The following is an 18,025-nucleotide window of genomic DNA, read 5'->3' as shown; positions in this document are numbered from 1 at the left end:
TCGCCGACCTGATCGGCTGTTACGTTCTGCTGGCTGGACACCCACTTGGCTGCCCACGTTCAAGTGCTGCCACACCTGGCTGCCGCACGCCGATCCGCACACCTGATCCGTCCCGCGCAGCCCGATCCACCCCTGATGCCTGAGGAGAACCCTCCATGGATGCCAACCAGCGGCCCGGCCGCACCCGTTCGCGGTTCCTGCGGTCGATGGTCCCGGCCGCCGCGCTCGCCATGGTGATCACCGGCTGCGGCTCCGGCGGCTCGGGATCGGGGTCGCAGGCGGCGCCGAGCGCGGTGCCCAAGCTCAACGCGGAGGACATCAACCCGCAGCCGCTGGACAACGTCAAGGACGGCGGCGAGTTCCGCGAGCCGCTGCAGCAGTGGATCGACCAGTGGAACCCGCTGCAGGTGGACGGCACCTACGGCGACTCGGTCGAGATCATGAAGATGGTCGAGCCGATGCTCTTCCGGATCGACGCCAGCGGCACCTTCCAGCCGGTCCCGGACTTCCTGCAGTCCGCGACCGTGGTCTCCACCTCGCCGCAGGTGGTGCTCTACAAGCTCAACCCCAAGGCGCACTGGTCGGACGGCAAGGCGCTCAGCTACCTGGACTTCAAGGCCCAGTGGCAGGCCGCCAACGGCAAGAACCCGGCCTTCAACGTGGCCACCACCGCCGGCTACGACCAGATCAGCGACGTCTCCCAGGGTGACGACCCGACCCAGGTCAAGGTCACCTTCGACAAGCCGTTCGCGGACTGGCAGAACCTGTTCTACCCGCTGCTGCCGGCCGCCGGGATCTCCACCCCGGACCAGTTCAACAAGGGCTGGATCGACCAGATCCCGATCACCGGCGGGGCCTTCAAGCTCGGCTCGCAGGACAAGGCCGCGCAGACCCTCACCGTGGTGCCCGACCCCAACTGGTGGGGCCAGAAGCCCAAGTTGGACAAGTTCGTCTACCGGGTGCTGTCCTCCTCGGCGATCACCCAGGCCTTCCTGAACAACGAGATCGACTACGCGAGCGCCGGCCGCGCGGACGCCTACAGCCAGCTCAAGGCCGACTCGAACGCGGTGATCCGCACCGCCGGGCCGTGGGACGAGGTGCACATCTCGTTCGGCTCCAACGGCGCGCTGGCCGACCAGAAGGTCCGCCAGGCGCTGGGCAAGGCGATCGACCGCAACGCGCTGATCCAGGTGGCCAGCAAGGGCGTTCCGGTGGTCTTCCCGGCGCTGGGCAACCACATCCTGATGACCAACCAGGCCGGCTACCAGGACAACTCCGGCGAGTGGGGCAAGTTCGACCCGGCCGCCGCCAAGCAGCTGCTCACCCAGGCCGGGTGGCAGGACGCCGGGTCCGGCAGGACGCGCACCAAGGACGGGCAGCAGCTGGAGCTGCACTACGTCATGCCGCAGGGCTCCCCGCAGCAGGCGGTCGACATCGCCACCGCGACCCAGAACATGCTGGCGCAGGTCGGGGTGAAGCTCGACGTCGACCGGGTGCCGGACAACGACTACAGCGAGAAGTACATCAACGTCGGCAAGTTCGACCTCGCGAGCTGGCGCAACACCGGGTCCTTCCCGCCCTCGGTGGCCATTCCGAACTACCAGATGCCCAGCGGCGACAACGTCTACCAGAACTTCTCCAAGCTGAGCACGCCGGAGATCGACGGTCTGCTCAAGCAGGCCGCCTCCACCCTGGACCCGGCCGCCGCCGCGAAGCTCTACAACCAGGCGGACGCCAAGATCTGGGAGCTGGGCCACACCCTGGAGATCTACCAGCGACCGCAGGTGACCGCGTTCCGCAAGGGCCTGGCCAACTACGGGGCCGCCGGTCTGGCGGACATCGACTACACGAAGGTCGGCTGGCAGAAGTAGGACCGGGTGGACATCGGAACGGCGCGCTGTCGGGCAGCGCGGTGATCACGAGGCCGGTGCGGACCGGCGGGGGTGTGCCTTCCCCGCCGCTGCCGTACCGGCCTTGACCTTCCGCGTTGCCCGCAGGACGCCTCTCTCGCTGTTTCCCTGGGAGGGAATCTATCGGGACATTCGGGGCGATCGCACCACGCGACACCCCAGGCAGGCGTGGCGGCGGGGACGCTGTCACCCGGTTCGCGCACTGCTTCGTCAACTCTCCTTGACCGCCGGACGGTGGCCGGCGGGGCGGTTGCGCGGGCCAGGTGACGCTTCCCGGTGGCGTGCCGCCGCGGTGCGTGCGCGGACCACCCCCGACTGCCACGATCGGCCGGGAACGCCGAGCGTGTTGGGAGTGTCGAGCGTGTTGGGAGTGGCGCAGCGATGACCGGAGAAGCCGTACCCGGGGTCCGAGGGAACCGGGCAGGAGCAGTCCGATGAGTACCGGGGCCGCCGAGCAGGGCGGTGCCACCCGGGAGCCCGTGGTGCGGCGCATGGTGCCGCGCAGCCGGGAGGAGGCGCACCGCACCGCCACCTCGCTGGAGCTCTTCTTCGACCTCTGCTTCGTGGTCGCGGTGGCCCAGGGCGGACGCCAGCTGGCGAGCGCGCTGGGCGAGGGGCACCTGCGGGTGGCGCTCCTCGGCTACCTGCTGGTCTTCTTCGCGGTGTGGTGGGCCTGGATGAACTTCACCTGGTTCGCCTCCGCCTACGACTGCGACGACGTGCCGTACCGGCTCACCACGCTGCTCCAGATCACCGGTGCGCTGATCCTGGCGGCCGGGATCCCGCGGATGTTCCTGAACCGGGACTTCACCCTCGGCGTGCTGGGCTACCTGGTGATGCGCCTCGCGCTGGTCAGCCAGTGGCTGCGCGCCTCGCGCGGCGAGACCGGCGCGGCGCGTTCGATGACGCGGCGCTACGCGGCCGGGATCGCGCTGGTGCAGGCGGGCTGGGTGGTGGTGCTGTTCCTGCCGAGTTCGGTGGTCCCGTGGGTGCTGCCGCTGGGGGTGATCGCCGAGCTGTCGGTGCCCGCGATCGCCGAGCGGCAGGTGCAGAGCGCCTGGCACCCGCACCACATCGCCGAGCGCTACGGGCTCTTCACGCTGATCGTGCTCGGCGAGACGGTCTCGGCGGCCACCGTCGCGGTGCAGAGCGCGGTGGACGAGCACGAGGCGCTGGGCAAGCTGATCCCGGTCGCGATCGGCGGCATCCTGATCTGCTTCGCGGCCTGGTGGATCTACTTCGCCGCGCCGATCCACGAACACCTGCGCACCAACCGGCAGGCCTTCCTCTGGGGATACGGCCACTATCTGATCTTCGGATCGGCGGCGGCGATCGGTGCCGGGCTGGAGGTGGCCGTCGAGTACGCGGTCGGCAAGGCGCACATCTCCGCCGTCGCCGCCACCGCCACGGTGACCGTGCCCACCGCGCTCTACCTGGTCACCGTCTGGGCGCTGCACTCGCGGCACAGCAAGACCGGGGCCGAGCAGTGGGTGCTGCCGGTGCTCGCCCTCGCGGTGCTGGCCTGCACGGCGGTCGGCGAGTCGGGGGTGCTGGTGGCCGGACTGGTCGTGGCGGCGGCGATCGGGGTGGGGGTGTGGCTGCACAGCCGGCCCACGGCGAGGTGAGCGGGCGGGCGGTTGTCGGCGTCGCCTGCGAGGATGCCGTGACCCTTGTGTCCCGCCGCTGAGGAGCCCCCTCGTGTCACTCGCCGACCTGCCCTACGCGCACCTGCTCCAGCTGCACGCCGGACCACTGCGCCGGGACCACCGGTACGACACGGTGCACTTCGACGGGCTCACCGTCGAGGGCGAACAGGCCGGCGGCACGCTCTTCCTGGAGTGCGCCTTCACCGACGTCACGCTCACCGAGGTGAAGCTGCGCCAGGCCCGCTTCACCGAGGTCTGGCTGGAGCGCTTCCGCCTGGTGGCCTGCGAGCTGGTGGAGAGCGAGTGGCAGGACGTCACCGCGCTGGGCGGGCTGCTCGCCGGGATCTCGGCCTACGGGGCGCAGCTGCGCCGGGTGACGCTGCGCCAGTGCAAGCTGGAGGCGGTCAACCTGCGCGGGGCGGTGCTGCGCGAAGTGGTCTTCGAGGACTGCCAGCTGCGGGACGTGGACTTCGGCGGCGCGAAGCTGACGGGCGTGAGCTTCCCCGGCAGCTCGCTGGAGGAGGTGCGGTTCGGCGGCGCCACACTGGCCAGGACCGACCTGCGCGGGGCGAGCCGGCTGCTGCTGCCGGACGGTCACGAGGGCCTGCGCGGTGCGCTGATCTCCTCGGCGCAGCTGATCGAGCTGGCGCCGCAGTTCGCCCAGGCACTGGGCGTGCAGGTGCGCGACTGACGGACGGACGCACGACTGCCGGCCGGGGGGCGTCGGGTGGCTGAGCGCAGGGGGTGCTTGCCGGGGGCGTGCTCGGGCGGCGGCCTGCCCCCCACGGGCAGGCCGCCGCGGTGCGTCCGGTCCGGTCAGGCAGGCTGGGTGCGGAAGTAGTGGCCCGCGTCGAGGTCTTCGAGCAGGGACGGGCGGGTGGGCTGCCAGGCGAGTCGGGTGCGGGTCAGGTCCGCGGAGGCGGGGCTGTCGAGGGCGGCCAGGGCGCCCAGGAAGCCGAAGTGGTCGGTGGCCTGCTCGGGGGAGACGGACTCGACCGGCAGGTTCAGGTGCTTGCCGATCAGCTCGGCGATGCTGCGGAACGGCACCCCGGCGTCGTCGACCGCGTGCAGGGTCGAGCCGGCCGGGGCCTGCTCCAGGGCTAGGCGGAACAGATGGGCGGCGTCGAGGCGGTGCACGGCGGGCCAGCGGTTGGAGCCGTCGCCGACGTAGGCCGAGACGCCCTTGGCGCGGGCGGTGCCGATCAGCGCGGGCAGGAAGCCGTTGTCCCCTTCGCCGTGGCAGGTCGGCGGCAGCCGCAGGACGGACGAGCGCACGCCGCGGGCGGCCAGCGCGAGCGTCGCCTCGGCGTTGGCGTGGCGGACCGCTACGCCGGTCGCCGGGGTGCCGTGCAGGCCGTGGCCGTCGCGCTCGGTCGCCACCTGCCCCGAGGTCACGCCGAGCAGCCCGGAGGCGATGACGAACGGGCGGTCGGAGCCGGCGAGCGCCTCGCCGAAGGTGTCGATGGCGCGGCGGTCCGCATCGGCGGCGCCCTGGAAGTCGCCGGAGAAGGCGATGTCGTGCTTGAACGCGAGGTGGAGCACGCCGTCCGAGGCGGCGGCGGCCTCGCGAAGGACGTCGAGATCGTCCAGCGAGCCGTGCAGGGCCTCGGCGCCGGCCTTGGTGAGGGCGTCGGCCGAGGCCTGTGAGCGGGCCAGGCCGACGACCTGGTGGCCCGCGTCGATGAGTTCGGGGACGACGGCTGAGCCGAGCCAGCCGGACGCGCCGGTGACGAACACGCGCATGGGAAACCTCCACTGAGGACAGTGATGTCAGGTGCTGACATCGCCAGCGTAGCTCTGATGTCAGCGGATGTCATCACGTATGATCTGGCCCATGGGTCGATGGGAGCCGAACGCGCGGGGCCGGCTGGAGCAGGCGGCCCTGGAGCTCTATGTCGAGCGCGGGTACGTGCAGACCACCGTCGCGGAGATCGCCGCACGGGCGGGTCTGACCGAGCGGACGTTCTTCCGGCACTTCGCCGACAAGCGCGAGGTCCTGTTCGGGGGCGCGGGCGGGCTGCGCGATCTCATGGTGGGCGCCGTGGTGGATGCCCCCGACTCGGCCGCCCCGATGGAGGCGGTCGCCGCGGCGCTGCGGGCTGCCGGCGCGATGTTCGAGGAGCGGCACGAGGGCGCCCGGCTCCGGCAGAGCGTGATTTCCGCGAACGCCGAGCTGCAGGAGCGCGAGCTGATCAAGCTGGCCTCGCTCGGCGCGGCGCTGGCCGAGGCGCTGCGCGGGCGGGGCGTCGGCGACCCGGCGGCGAGCCTGGCGGCGGAGGCCGGGATCGCGGTGTTCCGGGTCGGGTTCGAGCAGTGGATCAACGGGCCCGGCGAGCCGCCGATTTCGGAGGTCATGGCGGCGGCGCTCGGCGAGCTGAAGGCCGTGGTGGCTGGCGGTTAGCGCTGGCGCGCTGCACTGTCCGTGAGGCGTCCGAGCCGGACGAAGGTGACGACCGCCTGGGCCGCGAGTGCCACCAGGACGGCGGGGAGCACGGTCCACGGCAGCACCCCGGCGATCGCCAGCGCTGTGAAGACGACCAGCGCGGTGGCGAGGGTGGGCAGGGTGGCGGACATGGAGATGCCGACTCGGGCGCGGCGGGTCATGAGCACTCCTCTGGGCACGTGGTCGAGCGAGGAGATCAACGATGCTCCCTGACGTCGCGTGAGGTGCAAGCCCGGGGCGGGCTGGTGGGAGGGTGAGGGGCGTGGGTGACGTGGGTGGGGTGTGGCGGTTGCTGCGGGGTGGGGAGGCCGTGGGAGCGGTGGAAGTCGACGAGGTCGACTTTCCGTGGCTGCGTGGGATGTTCGTGGCGGAGCCGGGCTTCGAGGGGGTGCGGCCCTGGTTCGAGGAGGCTCTCGCGGCGATCGAGGGTGAGGAGTTCGAGCGGTTCGAGGCTGTGTACGACCGGATCGAGGGGGAGCTGACGCTGGTGGCGCCGGACGGGCGGCCGGTGTCGTTCCTGCTGCATGTGGCGGGCGAGCGGGCCTGGTTCCGGTGGGACGACGAGGCGGCTGGCCCGGCGTGAGTGGGAAGTCGGCCGGGTCGACTTTCCGGTGACGGTCAGGCGAGGCGGGCGCGGATCACGAGGAAGGGGGGGCAGGCCGACGCGCTGTGGCTGGTGGGCTGCCACGGCGGCGGTCGGGGTCGGCTCGGTGACGGCTTCCAGAACGAAGCCGTGCCGGAGCAGCGCGGTCAGGTAGGTGGACAGCGTCCGGTGCTGGTTGCCGGCCCGGCGGACGGCGGTGGGGTTGGCGGAGCGCCAGAAGCCCTCGGCGAGGTAGCCGCCGACCACCCTGCGGGCGGTGCCCTCGGTGGCCTGGGTCCAGGTGGCGTGGGGCGCTTCGAAGCAGGGGTGCGGGACGCTGAAGACCAGCACCCCCTGGGGCATCAGCACGCGCCGCACGGCGGTGAGCGCGCTTGCGAGGCTGGGCACGTGGTTCAGGGACAGCCCGGCGGTCACCCAGCCCACCGAGTTGTCGGCGACCGTTTCGAGCACGCATCCGTCGTCGACCGTGTAGAGCACTGTGCCCGGCCCGGTTGTCCCGGCGGCGCGGGCGTGTTCGATGAGGCGTGCCGCCGGGTCGATGCCGATGACGGCAGCCCCGCGAGCGGCGACCGCGCGAGTGATGATCCCCTCGCCGCACCCGAGGTCGAGGACGCGGTGGCCGCGAAGGTCGTCGGGGAGGTGGTCGAGCAGAGCATCCCGGTTGAAGTCGTTCAGGGCGGAGCCGGTCCGCAGGTGTTCGGCGTACCAGTCGGCGATGGTGTCCCAGGTGTCAGTCACCAAAGCCTGGTGGCTACTTGCACCTTCCGGCTGCCTCCACCGGTTTTCGCCCCGCCAGCCCGGGGGTGGGGTGGCGGGGCGTCCGTGGATCAGGAGGTGGCGAGGTCTCCGCGCTTCACGGCTGCGAGGAAGGAGCCGAAGGCAGCGGGGGAAAGGAGGAGGGCGGGGCCGGTGGGGTTCTTGGAGTCGCGGAGGGGGATGTGGCGGGGGAGGTTGAGGGCGACCTCGACGCAGTTGCCTCCGCCGCCGCTGTGGCGGGACTTGATCCAGCGGGGTTCGGTCGGGGTGGTGTGCACGCAAGTTCCTTCCGAGGGTGGTGGATCAGGAGGTGGCGAGGTCTCCGCGCTTCACGGCTGCGAGGAAGGAACTGAAGGCGGTGGCAGGGAAGGCGAGGGCGGGGCCGGTGGGGCTCTTCGAGTCACGGACGGGGACGAGGCCGGGGATGTCGGGGGCGATCTCGACGCACTCACCGCCGTTGCCGCTGTGGCGGGACTTGATCCAGCGGGTGCTGCTCAGGTCGAAGTCCATGCGAGTCCCTTCCAGGGGTCCTGGGCTCAGGAGTTGTCGAACTGTCCGCTTTTGACACCGGCGACGAAGGAAGCGAAGGCCACCGAGGGGAAGATGAGGGCAGGCCCGGCGGGGTTCTTGCTGTCACGCACGGGGGCGGCGTCGGGGACGTTCGTGGCGACCTCGACGCAGTTGCCGCCGTTGTCGCTGTGGCGGGACGTGATCCAGTGGGGCTCGGCCGGGGTGGTGTGCACGCAAGTTCCTTCCGAGGACGGCGGATCAGACGGTGTCGAACTCGCCGTCCTTGATGCGGGCGAGGAAGGCTGCGAAGGAGGCGGCGGGGAAGGCGAGGGCGGGGCCGGTCGGGTTCTTGGAGTCACGGACGGGGACGAGGCCGGGGAAGTTGGGGGCGACCTCGATGCAGTTGCCGCCGTTGCCGCTGTGGCGGGACTTGATCCAGTGGGTGCTGCTCAGGTCGAGGTCCATGTGAGTCCCTTCCAGGGGTTCTGGGCTCAGGAGTTGTCGAACTGTCCGTTTTTGACACCGGCGACGAAGGAAGCGAAGGCCCTCGTGGGGAAGATGAGGGCAGGCCCGGCGGGGTTCTTGCTGTCACGCACGGGGACGGTGTCGGGGACGTTCGCGGCTACCTCAACGCAGTTGCCGCCGTTGTTGCTGTGGGTGGACTTGAACCAAGCGGCGCCGGACAGGTCGGGGGTAGTCATGAGAGAAGATCCTTTCGAGCCTTACGAATTAGAGCCAGGGATGCGGTCTTCGACAGCGCTTCCACTTGCAGGTGATCGTACGCTCTCTCCCATGCCGCAAGGGTGTCTCGTGCGCGTTCGAGGTGTCCTCGCGCCTGCGACTCGGCATAGCCAACTAGTTGCCGGTTGGGGAGGGTCAGTAGGACGACGGGCATGGTGAAGGGGAGGTGCTCCCCGAGCTCGAATGGCGCCACCTGAAGGGTGATGTTGGGTCTGGTTGCCAACTCCTCAAGGTGGTGGAACTGCTCCAGCATCACGCTCGGGCCGCCGACTGGTCGGACGAGGCAGCTCTGATCCATCACCGTCTGGATGATCGGTGGGGACTTCTGTTCCAGTAGGCGCTGGCGGGCGGCCAGGTACCCGATGCGCTCGTCGGCTTCGTCCTGGGTGATGGCGCCGCGCTCCACAGCTGCGGAAGCCAAGGCAGCCGCATAAGAGGGGACTTGAAACAGGCCAGGGACTACCGTCAGCTCGAACTCACGTAGGCGGATGCAGCGAGCCTCGGCGTCGGCGAACTCGGGGAAGCCTTCGAGGAGAGCGGCGGCGGCGCATCGGCGCCACAGCTCGACGAAGGTGCCACCCGTCTCGAAGAGCTCGTCGGCTTTAACAGCGAATTTGCGTGATGGTGGTCGCTTCACTCGTTCGATGTACGAGACCAGGGCGTTCGAGTAGCCCATGCGCCTCCCGAGTTCAACCTGCGACCAGCCTCGTGCGCGCCTTGACCTGCGAAGTTCCAGGGCGAAGCGCACTTGCGGTGATGATGCTACGTCAGTTTCCTTGACGTTCAAGATCGTCAGATCCTTGCTACACGCCAGTTTCGTCAAAGTGCAAGCCCTATCGATCCTAGGGCTCCATGCCGATTCTTGTAGTGGAACGACTACAGAGCGCACTCTCTTCCCGATCGGTGCGCGAGAAGCAGGGGACCGTCATGACCTCAGACCTCACGCCCCAGGCTGCCAGCCACATCGAGACCTGGCGCCCCCCGTCCCTCGACCGCGGCCTGCCCGAGTGCGCGTGTCCCGCCGGCTGCGGTGGGCGCCCCGAGGCGATGATCCGCCTCGCGCCGGCGTACCCCACGATCGTCCCCGGCGACCTTCGTCCGCCGACCGACCCCTACGAACCCACCACGAGGGGCGAGTTGGTCTACGACGCGCTGAACCGCCGTACCGGCTCCCTGATGGCGCGGCTCGGCGGTGTGGCCTACCTGCGTCCCGAGGGCGGTGGTGTGGAGTGGGAGGTCCCGCTGTCCTGGTTGCAGCGGCCGGGGGTGGACTCGTGAACCCCGTGCGCCGTCAGTTCCGCTCCTCCGTCGCCGAGTTGACCGATGCGCTGGCGGCGAGGGGTGTCGAAATCGCGCCGCTCGCCGACGGCTTCCGGCTCACCGAGACCGGTACGGTCCTGATCGTCCTGCGCCCCCTGCTCCCGGCCGAGATCACGCAACTCGCGAAGGTCATCCGGGAGTAGCCGCCGGGCCCTGCTCGTCGAGCATCAGTGCGAGCAGGTCGCGCAGGGTCTCGCGCTGCTCCTGGCTCAGCGGCTCCAGGGGATGGCTGGCGAAGGGCATGCGGGCGCGCAGGTCGGCGATCACCGTCAGGCCCGTTTCGGTGGCCGCGACGAGCTTGACCCGGCGGTCGCCCGGGCTCGGGCGGCGTTCGGCCAGGCCGCGGGCCTCCAGGCGGTCGACGATGGCGGTCACGTTGGACGGCTCGGCGTGCAGGTACTCGGCGAGGCGGCGCATCGCGACCGGCTCCTCGGCGGCGAGCAGGGCCTTGGCCTGGAGGGGGGTCAGCTCGTACGGGGTGGCGGCGGCCTCGGACTCGCGGGCGTAGCGGCGGTTGATCGCGGCGAAGAGGGCCACGACCTGGGAGGTCAGTTCATCCGAGGGCACGGGAGGCATGACACCAGTCTACCGAGATGCTTGACAACGGAAAACATCGGCCTGCATAGTTATCGAGCCAGGTAGTTATGGTTAATAAGTATGAGGAATGGACCACCGTGAAGACTGTTCTGATCACCGGCACCTCCTCCGGCATCGGTCTGGCCACCGCCGTCGCCGCTGCTCAGGCGGGCTGGCGGGCCGTGGCCACGATGCGGGACACCTCGAAGGCCGACGCACTGCTGAAGGCCGCCGAGGCCGCCGGTGTGCGCAACCGCGTCGAGGTCCGGGTGCTGGACGTGACCGATCCCATCTCGGTCGAGACCTGTCTGGCGCAGGTCGTCGCCGACCACGGGGGTCTGGACGCGGTGGTCAACAACGCCGGGGCCGGCCATCTCGGGACGATCGAGGAGGAGACGGTCGAGGACGTCCGCTCCGTGATGGAGGTCAACTTCTTCGGCGTGGTCCAGGTGACCCGGGCCGCAATGCCGCTGTTGCGCGCCGCCGGCGGCCGGTTGCTCGCCGTGACCAGCGTCGGCGGCGTGGTCGGGCAGCCGTTCAATGAGGCGTACTGCGCGGCCAAGTTCGCCGTGGAGGGCTTCATGGAGTCGCTCGCGCCGGTGGCCGCCACCGTGGGCGTCAAGGTGAGCGTGGTCGAGCCGGGTGCGGTGGCCAGCGAGTTCGTCGCCAACGTCGGGTTCGACCCGACGGCGGAGCCGGCCCCGGGCCCCTACGCGCCAGCGCTGTCCGCCTACCTGTCCCACGCCATGGCGGCCTTCGGCGCCGCGCAGACCATCGAGCAGGCCGCGGCCTCGATCATCGAGGTGCTGACCGCCGAGCAGCCCGCGTTCCGGGTGCAGACCTCGGAGGCGGCCCGTCGCTTCACGGCCGTCAAGCTCGCCGACCAGGACGGGTCCGCCGTTCGGGCGTTCACCGCGCCCTGGGTGGTGAAGTAGCGCGAGCCCGCCCGACCTCCTCCGAATGCGGCTGCGCGCGAGCGGTGACATGTTGGTGACAGCCCTGGTCGACGAACCGCGAGGAGGAGCCATGGGCATGATGGACAGGATCAAGGAGATGCTCGGCGGCCACAGCGAGAAGGCCACCGACATGGCGGACACCGCCAAGGGGCGGGCCACCGACGCCGGTCAGCAGACCGCCGACCAGGCCCAGCAGCATCTGCCGGGCCCGGCCTCCGATGCCATGGGGAACATGACCGGCCGGGCGAAGCAGGGCGGCGAGAGCGACATCCAGCAGGCCGAGTCGGACATGGAGAGCGAGGGCGGCCACGAGTGGGAGAAGTAGCCCGCCCGAGCGGACCACGCAGGCCGAAGCAGAGCAGGCCGAAGCAGAGCAGACCGAAGCAGAGCGGGCGGGGCGCATCCGAGGACCGGATGCGCCCCGCCCGCTGTGCCGACCCGCTCACCCCCGGGGCGGCAGCGGCGGCCGGCGCAGGTCCGGGTGCGGGGTGTCGGCCGGCGGCGGGGCGGCGGCCGGATGGGCGCGCAGCAGCTCCAGGGCGACCCGGACGGCCTCGGCCAGCTCGGTGTTGTGCCCGGTCGCCCAGTCGGCGGGGGAGCGCAGCACCGGGATGTCCGGCTCGACGCCCCGGTTCTCCATGCCGAAGCCGTAACCGCCGCTGAACCAGGAGGCGTTGGCGGGCACCGAGATCTGGGTGCCGTCGCCGAGGGTGTGCCGGCCGATGGTGCCGACCACGCCGCCCCAGGTCCGGCGGCCCACCACCGGGCCGAGGCGGAGCAGTTGGACGGCGGCGATGATCACGTCCCCGTCCGAGCTGGTGGCCTCGTCGGCCAGCGCCACCACCGGCCCGCGCGGCGCGTCGCGCGGCCAGCGGGCCGGGCGGCGCCCGCGGGTGTGGTCCCAGGCGAGCACCCGGCGGCTGAGCTTCTCCAGGACCAGTTCGGAGACGTTGCCGCCGGCGTTGCCGCGCACGTCCAGCACCACGGCGGGGCGGTCGAGTTCGCGGCGCAGGTCGCGGTTGAACTGGGCCCAGCCGGAGCCGCCGAGGTCCGGGATGTGCAGGTAGCCGCAGAGCCCGTCGCTGAACTCCCGGACCAGGGCGCGGCGTTTGGCCACCCAGTCCTGGTAGCGCAGCGGCCGTTCGTCGGTCAGCGGGGTGATCGCCACCCGGCGCACCGGCGCGTCGGGGCGGCGCCGGAAGGCGACTTCGAGGGTGCTGCCGCCGGCCCCGGCCAGCAGCGGGGCCGGGCCGCGCACCGGGTCCGGGGTGCGGCCCGCGATCGACACCAACTCGTCGCCCTCGCGCACCTGGTGGCCCGCCAGCGGGGCCCGGGCGCGCGGGTCGGAGGACTCGCCGAGCAGCACCCGGTCCAGCAGCCAGCGCCCGTCCGGCTCCTGGTGCACCCCGGCGCCGAGCAGCCCGAGCGCCTGCTGCACCGGGGCGGGCCCCTCGCCGCGCCGGGCCGGGGTGACGTAGGCGTGCGAGGTGCCCAGCTCGCCGAGGAGTTCGCGCAGCAGGTCGGCGAAGTCGTCGGGGGAGGCGATCCGTTCCACCAGCGGCTCGTACTGGGCGACCAGCGCGGGCCAGTCCAGGCCGCCCAGCGCCGGGTCCCAGAACTGCTCGCGGACCACCCGGGCCGCCTCGTGGTAGGCCTGCTGCCACTCGGGGCCCGGGTGCACGGTGTGGGTGATCCGGCGCAGGTCCACGGTGGCCGCGCCGCCGCCGGCGCCCAGCGGCAGCAGCTTGAGCACCCCGGAGGCGAAGGTGGAGACCGCCGAGCCGTCCCCGGCCACCGCGTAGCCGTCCACCTGCTCCTGCACGGTGCTGCGGGTGGCGGTGGCCAGGTCGAAGTGCTCCAGCGCGGGGCGCCCGGAGATGTCGGTGGGGCTGGCGAAGGTCTCGCCGAGGGTGCCGGAGATCGGCCAGCGCAGCCAGAGCAGGCCGCCGCGCACCGGCGCGGGGGTGGAGTACTTGGAGGCGATCACCGGGAACGGCACCAGGCGCTCGGCCAGGCCCTCGGCGTCCACCAGCACGCTGCCGTCGCCGGGTGCCGGGTCGGCCTCGTCGCCCACCGGGGCGGCGAACGGCGAGGGCGTGTCGGCGGCCAGCGGCACCAGGTAGGGGCGGCAGCCCAGCGGGAAGGAGAGGTCGCCGGTGTGCACGTCGTGCACCGGGTCGAAGCCGCGCCAGGAGAGGAAGACCAGGTAGCGCCCGTCCCGGGTGAAGACCGGCTGCTCGTCCTCGAACCGCCCGTCGGTGACGTCCAGTGGCAGGGCCTCCGCGCTGTCCAGGCGCAGCAGCCTGATCCGGCGCAGCGAGCGTCCGGCCACCGGCTGCGACCAGGCCAGCCAGCGCGAGTCGGGGGAGAAGGCCAGGCCACGGATCGGCCCGTAGCCGGCCCTGGCCAGCTCGCGCACCTCGCCGTCGGCGCAGGTCACCAGCAGCAGCCGACCGTCCCCGGCGGCCACCGCCAGGCTGTGCCCGTCCGGGCTCGCGACCAGCTCCAGCACCCGGCCCAGGCTTCCGGCGGCTATCCGGCGCGCGGGCGGCTGGCTCTGGCTGCCGGGCAGCGCGGCCAGTTCGATCGCGTCCTCGCCCTCGGCGTCGGTGACCCAGGCGATCTGGCCGGTGCGGCCGAGCACGGCGGGCAGCCGGGCCCGCACGCCGGGCGTGTCGGCCAGTGCCCGGGTCGGGCCGTCGCGGTGGGTGAGCCAGTACAGGCTGCCGCGCACCCCGACCACCCCGGCCCGTCCGGTGCTGTCGCAGACCAGGTCGTTGAGGTGGCGGGCGGCGTTCACCTGGTACGGGCGGCGCCCGGTGCGGGCGCCGCCGAGGCGGACGACCAGGCGGCGCGGGGCGGGGGCGTCCAGGCCGTCCAGCAGCCACAGGTCGCCGGCGTGCTGGTAGACCACCCGGTGGCCGTCGGTGGCGGCCTCGCGCGCGTAGAAGGTGGCGTGGTCGGTGTGCCGGCGCAGGTCGGTGGCGTCCGGGCGGCAGGAGTAGAGGTTGGCGATGCCCTCGTGGTCGCTGAGGAAGGCCACCCGGTCGCCGACCAGCATCGGCGAGGAGAGGTGCCCGGGCAGCTCGGGCAGCAGCTGCTCGCCGTCCAGCCACAGGCGCCCGGTGGCGCCGCCCCGGTAGCGCTTCCAGGCGGCGGGCTCGTGCGGGGCGGCGCCGGTCAGCAGCAGGGTGTGGTCGGCGGTCAGGTGGGCGTCGCGCACCGGGCCGAAGGGCAGCCGGCGGCCCGGCGCACCGTCCGGCGGCAGCGCGCGGGCCCAGGTGTAGTGGGCGAACGGCTCGTGGTACGAGGTGACCGCGAGCACCTCGCCGCTCGGCAGCCAGCCGCGCACCCGGGTGTCCTGGCTGCCGAAGTAGGACAGCCGCACCGACTCGCCGCCGTCGGTCGGGGCCGTCCACACCTCGGGGGTGAGTGCGGCCCAGCTGGTCCAGGCGATGGTGCGCCCGTCGGGGGAGAGCCGGGGGTGGCTGACCCGGGTGCGGTCGCAGCTGACCCGCCAGGCGCGGCCGCACGAGCCGTCGGGATCGAGCGGGGCGAGCCAGACGTCGTCCTCGGCGGTCATGGTCAGCAGGTTGCCGCCCAGGTGCGGGTGGCGCAGGTATCCGGGCTTCTCGCTCACCTCTCCCATGGTTCGGCGGTGCCGGGGGCGCGGCAACCGGAAGCGGACGGGCGGCCGGTCAGGTGGCGCTCCGGCGAGCGCGCTGCAGGGCCGCCTGCCACCAGGCCCGGTTCTCCCGGTACCAGGCCGCGGTCTGCGCCAGGCCCTCGGCGAAGTCGATCCGCGGTGCCCAGCCCAGCTGCTCGCGGATCTTCGTCGCATCCAGCGAGTAGCGCAGGTCGTGGCCCTTGCGGTCGGCCACCCGCCGGATCGCGCCCTGGTCGGCGCCGAGCAGCTCCAGCAGCTGCTCGGTGACCTGGAGGTTGGTCAACTCGGTTCCGCTGCCCACGTTGTAGACCTCGCCGGCGCGGCCGTGGGTCAGGACGAGCTGGATCGCCCGGCAGTGGTCGTCCACGTGCAGCCACTCGCGCACGTTGCGGCCCTCGCCGTAGAGCGGGACCTGCTCGCCCGCCAGCAGGTTGGTGACGAAGAGCGGGATCAGCTTCTCCGGGTGCTGGTAGGGCCCGTAGTTGTTGGAACAGCGGGTGATCGACAGGTCGATCCCGTGGGTGCGCCAGAAGGAGCGGGCGATCAGGTCCGAGCCGGCCTTGGAGGCGGCGTAGGGGGAGTTGGGCAGCAGCGGCGAGTCCTCGGTCCAGGAGCCCTGGTCGATCGAGCCGTACACCTCGTCGGTGGAAACGTGCACTACCCGCCCGACGCCGGTTCGCAGGGCGGCCTCCAGGACGTTCTGGGTGCCGCCGACGTTGGTGCGCACGAACTCCGCGGCCGACTCCAGCGAGCGGTCCACGTGCGACTCGGCCGCGAAGTGCACCACCGCGTCATGGCCGGGCAGCAGCTGGAGCAGCAGGTCGAGGTCGTTGACGTCGCCCGGCACGAAGTCCAGCCGCCGCTCCCCGTGGGGCAGGTTGTCCCGGTTGCCCGCGTAGGTCAGCTTGTCCAGCACGGTGACCCGGGCGTCCGGGGTGCCCGGGTAGCCACCCGCCAGCAGGGTGCGCACGTAGTGCGAACCGATGAAACCGGCCCCGCCGGTGACCAGGACCCTCATGCCGCGTTCTCCATCCGGTCAGTATCCGGGGCTGCCCGCGCCGGGGCCCGGACCGGGGAGGGTGCCACGGCGCCGGCCGGCTACGGCGGCATCTTCCAGCGCAACATCCGCGCCTCCGGGATGATCCCGCAGATCTCCGTGATGCTCGGGCAGCGAGCTGATGCACCCGTACTACGCGTCGAACGCGGCCTGGTGGACGACGTCATCGACCCCGCCGAGACCCGCGCCGTCCTCGCCCACGCCCTGGCCATGCTCCGCACCAAGCACGCCGACCAGTCCGACGAGGAGCTCGCCGCCCTCACCGCCGTCCTGCTCACCCGCGCCGCTGCGAACGCCGCCGCCGCGGCGCCGCCCGCGCGGCCGATGCTCCGGCCGGCCCCGCACCTGGCCTACCGCTCCCCGGTGAGCTGGCTGCAGGCGGCCTGATCAGCCCTGGCCGGGCCGCTCGCTGCCGGTCGGCCACACCTCGTGCACCCAGAGCCCGGCCCGGCGGGTCAGCCCCGCGATCTCGGCGGGCTCGCCGCCGGGGGTGCCGTCCCAGACCGCGATCAGCTCGTCCACCATGCCGACCAGGGCCCGGCCGAGGTCGTCCCCGAGTCCGCCGGCCGCGACCGGCGCCAGCCGGTGCACGGCGGTCGCCTCGCGGGCGAGCCGGGTGTCCGGCAGCGGCCCGGCGCCGGCCGGCAGGATGATCTCCACCTTGCCGCCGTGCTCGCGCACCGCCCCGGCGAACCAGGTCTCGGGGCCGGGGCGCAGCGCGGTGACGCCGACCAGTTCGTACGGTCCGTAAGCGGTCACCAGGCGCCACAGCTCGCCGCGCACCAGCAACTCGGTCAGGTCGGAGAGCCCTTGGTACCCGGTGATTCCGACGCGCATTCTCGTGCCCTTCGGTCAGGGCCGTGCCGCCGCCCAGAATAGCCCCGGCGGCTCCGCCGGGTCGGCGGGGTGCCCTGGTGCCGGCGCTCCGGGAAAACGTCACCGAGTCACAAATGTGACCCGGTATCGCAGCGCCTGCTAGGGTGCTCGCATGGAACCCGTGCCAGGCCTGCGTGAGCAGAAGAAACAGCGCACCCGCGAGCACCTCGCCGCCACCGCCCTGCGGCTCTTCCTGGAGCGCGGCTTCGACGAGGTGTCGGTGGTGGACGTGGCGGCGGCCGCGCAGGTGTCGAAGCCGACCCTGTTCCGGTACTTCCCCAGCAAGGAGGACCTGCTCCTGGACCGGTTCGCCGACCACCAGGGCGAGGCGGCGCGGGTGGTGCGGGCCCGGCCGGCCGGGCAGACCCCGGTGCAGGCGCTGCACGAGCACTTCCTGGACCGGCTGCGCGAGCACGATCCGGCCACCGGGTTGAGCGATCATCCGGACGTGGTGGCCTTCCAGCGGCTGCTCTACGGCACGGCGAGCCTGCAGAGCCGGCTCCTGCACTACCTCGCCGGCGATGTCGAGCTGCTCGCCGAGGAGTTGGCGACGGTCTTCGCGGACCCGCTCGGCGCACGACTGGCCGCACTCCACCTGCTGGCGGTGCGCAACGAGCTGGGCCGGCGGAACTTCGAGCGGATCGCGGCGGGGTGCAGTGCGGCCGAGGCCTACCCGGCCGCGGTGGCGGACGCCGGCCTGGCCTACGGGATGCTGGCCGAGGGCATCGGCGGCGTCGGGATCGTGCCGGGCGCCTGAGCGGCGGGCGCTTGAATGCCGGGCGCCCGGGCGCCGGAAACGACTCAAGGCCCCCCTCGCCGAAGCGAGAGAGGCCTTGAGTACCGACAGGTGCGCCGCCAGGGACTCGAACCCCGGACCCGCTGATTAAGAGTCAGCTGCTCTAACCAACTGAGCTAGCGGCGCCTGCTGACGAAGAGAACATTACCTGGTCAGCAGCCGATTCT

At 72.0% G+C, this 18,025-nt stretch carries 23 protein-coding genes, 1 tRNA gene and 2 pseudogenes; 12 read left to right on the top strand and 14 right to left on the bottom strand.

Annotation, left to right across the window (positions count from 1 at the left end; genetic code table 11):
• Positions 1-155: 155 nt before the first annotated feature.
• The 3 genes from OG294_RS15435 (at position 156) to OG294_RS15425 (ending at position 4,247) form a co-directional block, all read left to right on the top strand.
• Complete coding sequence (locus OG294_RS15435) at positions 156-1,871, top strand: ABC transporter family substrate-binding protein (RefSeq protein WP_327067081.1); 1,716 nt, start codon at positions 156-158, stop codon at positions 1,869-1,871.
• Positions 1,872-2,344: 473 nt separating this feature from the next.
• Complete coding sequence (locus tag OG294_RS15430; protein WP_327067080.1) at positions 2,345-3,535, top strand: low temperature requirement protein A; 1,191 nt, start codon at positions 2,345-2,347, stop codon at positions 3,533-3,535.
• A gap of 73 nt (positions 3,536-3,608) precedes the next feature.
• On the top strand, positions 3,609-4,247 hold the full coding sequence (locus OG294_RS15425; protein WP_327067079.1) for a pentapeptide repeat-containing protein: 639 nt from the start codon (positions 3,609-3,611) through the stop codon (positions 4,245-4,247).
• Between the two features lie 125 nt (positions 4,248-4,372).
• On the opposite strand, the gene OG294_RS15420 is transcribed toward OG294_RS15425, so the two are convergent.
• A complete protein-coding gene (locus OG294_RS15420) occupies positions 4,373-5,299 on the bottom strand; it encodes an SDR family oxidoreductase (protein WP_327067078.1) in 927 nt (308 codons plus the stop codon).
• Positions 5,300-5,390: 91 nt separating this feature from the next.
• Between OG294_RS15420 and OG294_RS15415 the strand changes: the two genes are divergently transcribed.
• Positions 5,391-5,957 carry a TetR/AcrR family transcriptional regulator gene (locus tag OG294_RS15415; RefSeq protein WP_327067077.1) on the top strand — a complete coding sequence of 189 codons (567 nt, stop codon included), beginning with the start codon at positions 5,391-5,393 and terminating at the stop codon, positions 5,955-5,957.
• Here OG294_RS15415 and OG294_RS15410 read toward each other — a convergent pair.
• The 8 genes from OG294_RS15410 to OG294_RS15375 form a co-directional block, all read right to left on the bottom strand.
• Positions 5,954-6,160 (bottom strand): hypothetical protein, encoded by a 207-nt coding sequence (locus tag OG294_RS15410; protein WP_327067076.1) that lies wholly within the window; start codon positions 6,158-6,160, stop codon positions 5,954-5,956. The two genes, OG294_RS15415 and OG294_RS15410, sit on opposite strands and share 4 nt — an antisense overlap.
• Before the next feature lie 35 nt (positions 6,161-6,195).
• Positions 6,196-7,341 carry a class I SAM-dependent methyltransferase gene (locus tag OG294_RS15405; protein ID WP_327067075.1) on the bottom strand — a complete coding sequence of 382 codons (1,146 nt, stop codon included), beginning with the start codon at positions 7,339-7,341 and terminating at the stop codon, positions 6,196-6,198.
• A gap of 89 nt (positions 7,342-7,430) precedes the next feature.
• Positions 7,431-7,637, bottom strand: a complete 207-nt coding sequence (locus OG294_RS15400) for a DUF397 domain-containing protein (RefSeq protein ID WP_327067074.1) — start codon at positions 7,635-7,637, stop codon at positions 7,431-7,433.
• A 25-nt stretch (positions 7,638-7,662) separates the two neighbouring features.
• Entirely contained in the window at positions 7,663-7,869 is a 207-nt protein-coding gene (locus OG294_RS15395; RefSeq protein ID WP_327067073.1) for a DUF397 domain-containing protein, read from the bottom strand.
• A gap of 26 nt (positions 7,870-7,895) precedes the next feature.
• Positions 7,896-8,102, bottom strand: coding sequence for a DUF397 domain-containing protein (locus OG294_RS15390; protein ID WP_327067072.1), 207 nt, complete (start codon positions 8,100-8,102; stop codon positions 7,896-7,898).
• 25 nt (positions 8,103-8,127) lie between these two features.
• Positions 8,128-8,334, bottom strand: a complete 207-nt coding sequence (locus OG294_RS15385) for a DUF397 domain-containing protein (protein WP_327067071.1) — start codon at positions 8,332-8,334, stop codon at positions 8,128-8,130.
• 26 nt (positions 8,335-8,360) lie between these two features.
• Entirely contained in the window at positions 8,361-8,570 is a 210-nt protein-coding gene (locus OG294_RS15380; RefSeq protein WP_327067070.1) for a DUF397 domain-containing protein, read from the bottom strand.
• Entirely contained in the window at positions 8,567-9,358 is a 792-nt protein-coding gene (locus tag OG294_RS15375; protein ID WP_327071557.1) for a helix-turn-helix domain-containing protein, read from the bottom strand. The genes OG294_RS15380 and OG294_RS15375 overlap by 4 nt, the downstream gene beginning before the upstream one ends.
• A 179-nt stretch (positions 9,359-9,537) precedes the next feature.
• On the opposite strand from OG294_RS15375, the gene OG294_RS15370 reads away from it, so the two are divergent.
• Positions 9,538-9,888, top strand: a complete 351-nt coding sequence (locus tag OG294_RS15370; RefSeq protein ID WP_327067069.1) for a hypothetical protein — start codon at positions 9,538-9,540, stop codon at positions 9,886-9,888.
• Positions 9,885-10,073 (top strand): hypothetical protein, encoded by a 189-nt coding sequence (locus OG294_RS15365; protein ID WP_327067068.1) that lies wholly within the window; start codon positions 9,885-9,887, stop codon positions 10,071-10,073. Before OG294_RS15370 ends, OG294_RS15365 begins: the two co-directional genes overlap by 4 nt.
• Here the strand turns inward: OG294_RS15365 and OG294_RS15360 are convergent.
• A complete protein-coding gene (locus tag OG294_RS15360) occupies positions 10,060-10,506 on the bottom strand; it encodes a MarR family winged helix-turn-helix transcriptional regulator (protein WP_327067067.1) in 447 nt (148 codons plus the stop codon). The two genes, OG294_RS15365 and OG294_RS15360, sit on opposite strands and share 14 nt — an antisense overlap.
• Before the next feature lie 68 nt (positions 10,507-10,574).
• On the opposite strand from OG294_RS15360, the gene OG294_RS15355 reads away from it, so the two are divergent.
• Together OG294_RS15355 and OG294_RS15350 are read left to right on the top strand one after the other, a co-directional pair.
• Positions 10,575-11,441: an SDR family oxidoreductase gene (locus tag OG294_RS15355; RefSeq protein WP_327067066.1), complete on the top strand. Its 867-nt coding sequence runs from the start codon at positions 10,575-10,577 to the stop codon at positions 11,439-11,441.
• Between the two features lie 97 nt (positions 11,442-11,538).
• Complete coding sequence (locus OG294_RS15350) at positions 11,539-11,787, top strand: hypothetical protein (protein ID WP_327067065.1); 249 nt, start codon at positions 11,539-11,541, stop codon at positions 11,785-11,787.
• 117 nt (positions 11,788-11,904) lie between these two features.
• Here the strand turns inward: OG294_RS15350 and OG294_RS15345 are convergent, their stop codons facing one another.
• Together OG294_RS15345 and rfbB are read right to left on the bottom strand one after the other, a co-directional pair.
• Entirely contained in the window at positions 11,905-15,111 is a 3,207-nt protein-coding gene (locus tag OG294_RS15345) for a S41 family peptidase (RefSeq protein WP_327067064.1), read from the bottom strand.
• A 49-nt stretch (positions 15,112-15,160) separates the two neighbouring features.
• Positions 15,161-16,147: a dTDP-glucose 4,6-dehydratase gene (gene rfbB, locus OG294_RS15340; protein ID WP_327067063.1), complete on the bottom strand. Its 987-nt coding sequence runs from the start codon at positions 16,145-16,147 to the stop codon at positions 15,161-15,163.
• On the opposite strand from rfbB, the pseudogene OG294_RS41130 reads away from it, so the two are divergent.
• From OG294_RS41130 to OG294_RS41120, 3 genes and pseudogenes are all read left to right on the top strand, one after another.
• A pseudogene (locus tag OG294_RS41130) lies at positions 16,103-16,246 on the top strand (hypothetical protein); the annotation flags it as partial. The gene rfbB and the pseudogene OG294_RS41130 sit on opposite strands and share 45 nt — an antisense overlap.
• 52 nt (positions 16,247-16,298) lie before the next feature.
• Positions 16,299-16,420 (top strand): annotated as a pseudogene (locus tag OG294_RS41125) (carboxyl transferase domain-containing protein); the annotation flags it as partial.
• A complete protein-coding gene (locus tag OG294_RS41120) occupies positions 16,397-16,573 on the top strand; it encodes an acyl-CoA carboxylase epsilon subunit (RefSeq protein WP_329587566.1) in 177 nt (58 codons plus the stop codon). The pseudogene OG294_RS41125 and the gene OG294_RS41120, both read left to right, overlap by 24 nt.
• Here OG294_RS41120 and OG294_RS15325 read toward each other — a convergent pair whose 3' ends face one another.
• Positions 16,574-17,023 carry a hypothetical protein gene (locus OG294_RS15325; protein ID WP_327067062.1) on the bottom strand — a complete coding sequence of 150 codons (450 nt, stop codon included), beginning with the start codon at positions 17,021-17,023 and terminating at the stop codon, positions 16,574-16,576.
• Between the two features lie 151 nt (positions 17,024-17,174).
• Here OG294_RS15325 and OG294_RS15320 point away from each other — a divergent pair, with 151 nt between their 5' ends.
• Positions 17,175-17,819: a TetR family transcriptional regulator gene (locus OG294_RS15320; RefSeq protein WP_327067061.1), complete on the top strand. Its 645-nt coding sequence runs from the start codon at positions 17,175-17,177 to the stop codon at positions 17,817-17,819.
• Positions 17,820-17,910: 91 nt separating this feature from the next.
• Here the strand turns inward: OG294_RS15320 and OG294_RS15315 are convergent.
• Positions 17,911-17,984 (bottom strand) — tRNA-Lys (locus OG294_RS15315).
• Positions 17,985-18,025 lie beyond the last annotated feature (41 nt).

This window comes from Kitasatospora sp. NBC_01302 (assembly GCF_035976515.1).
In the GTDB taxonomy this organism is placed as follows: domain Bacteria; phylum Actinomycetota; class Actinomycetes; order Streptomycetales; family Streptomycetaceae; genus Kitasatospora.
This window is presented reverse-complemented; position numbering and strand designations above follow the sequence as displayed.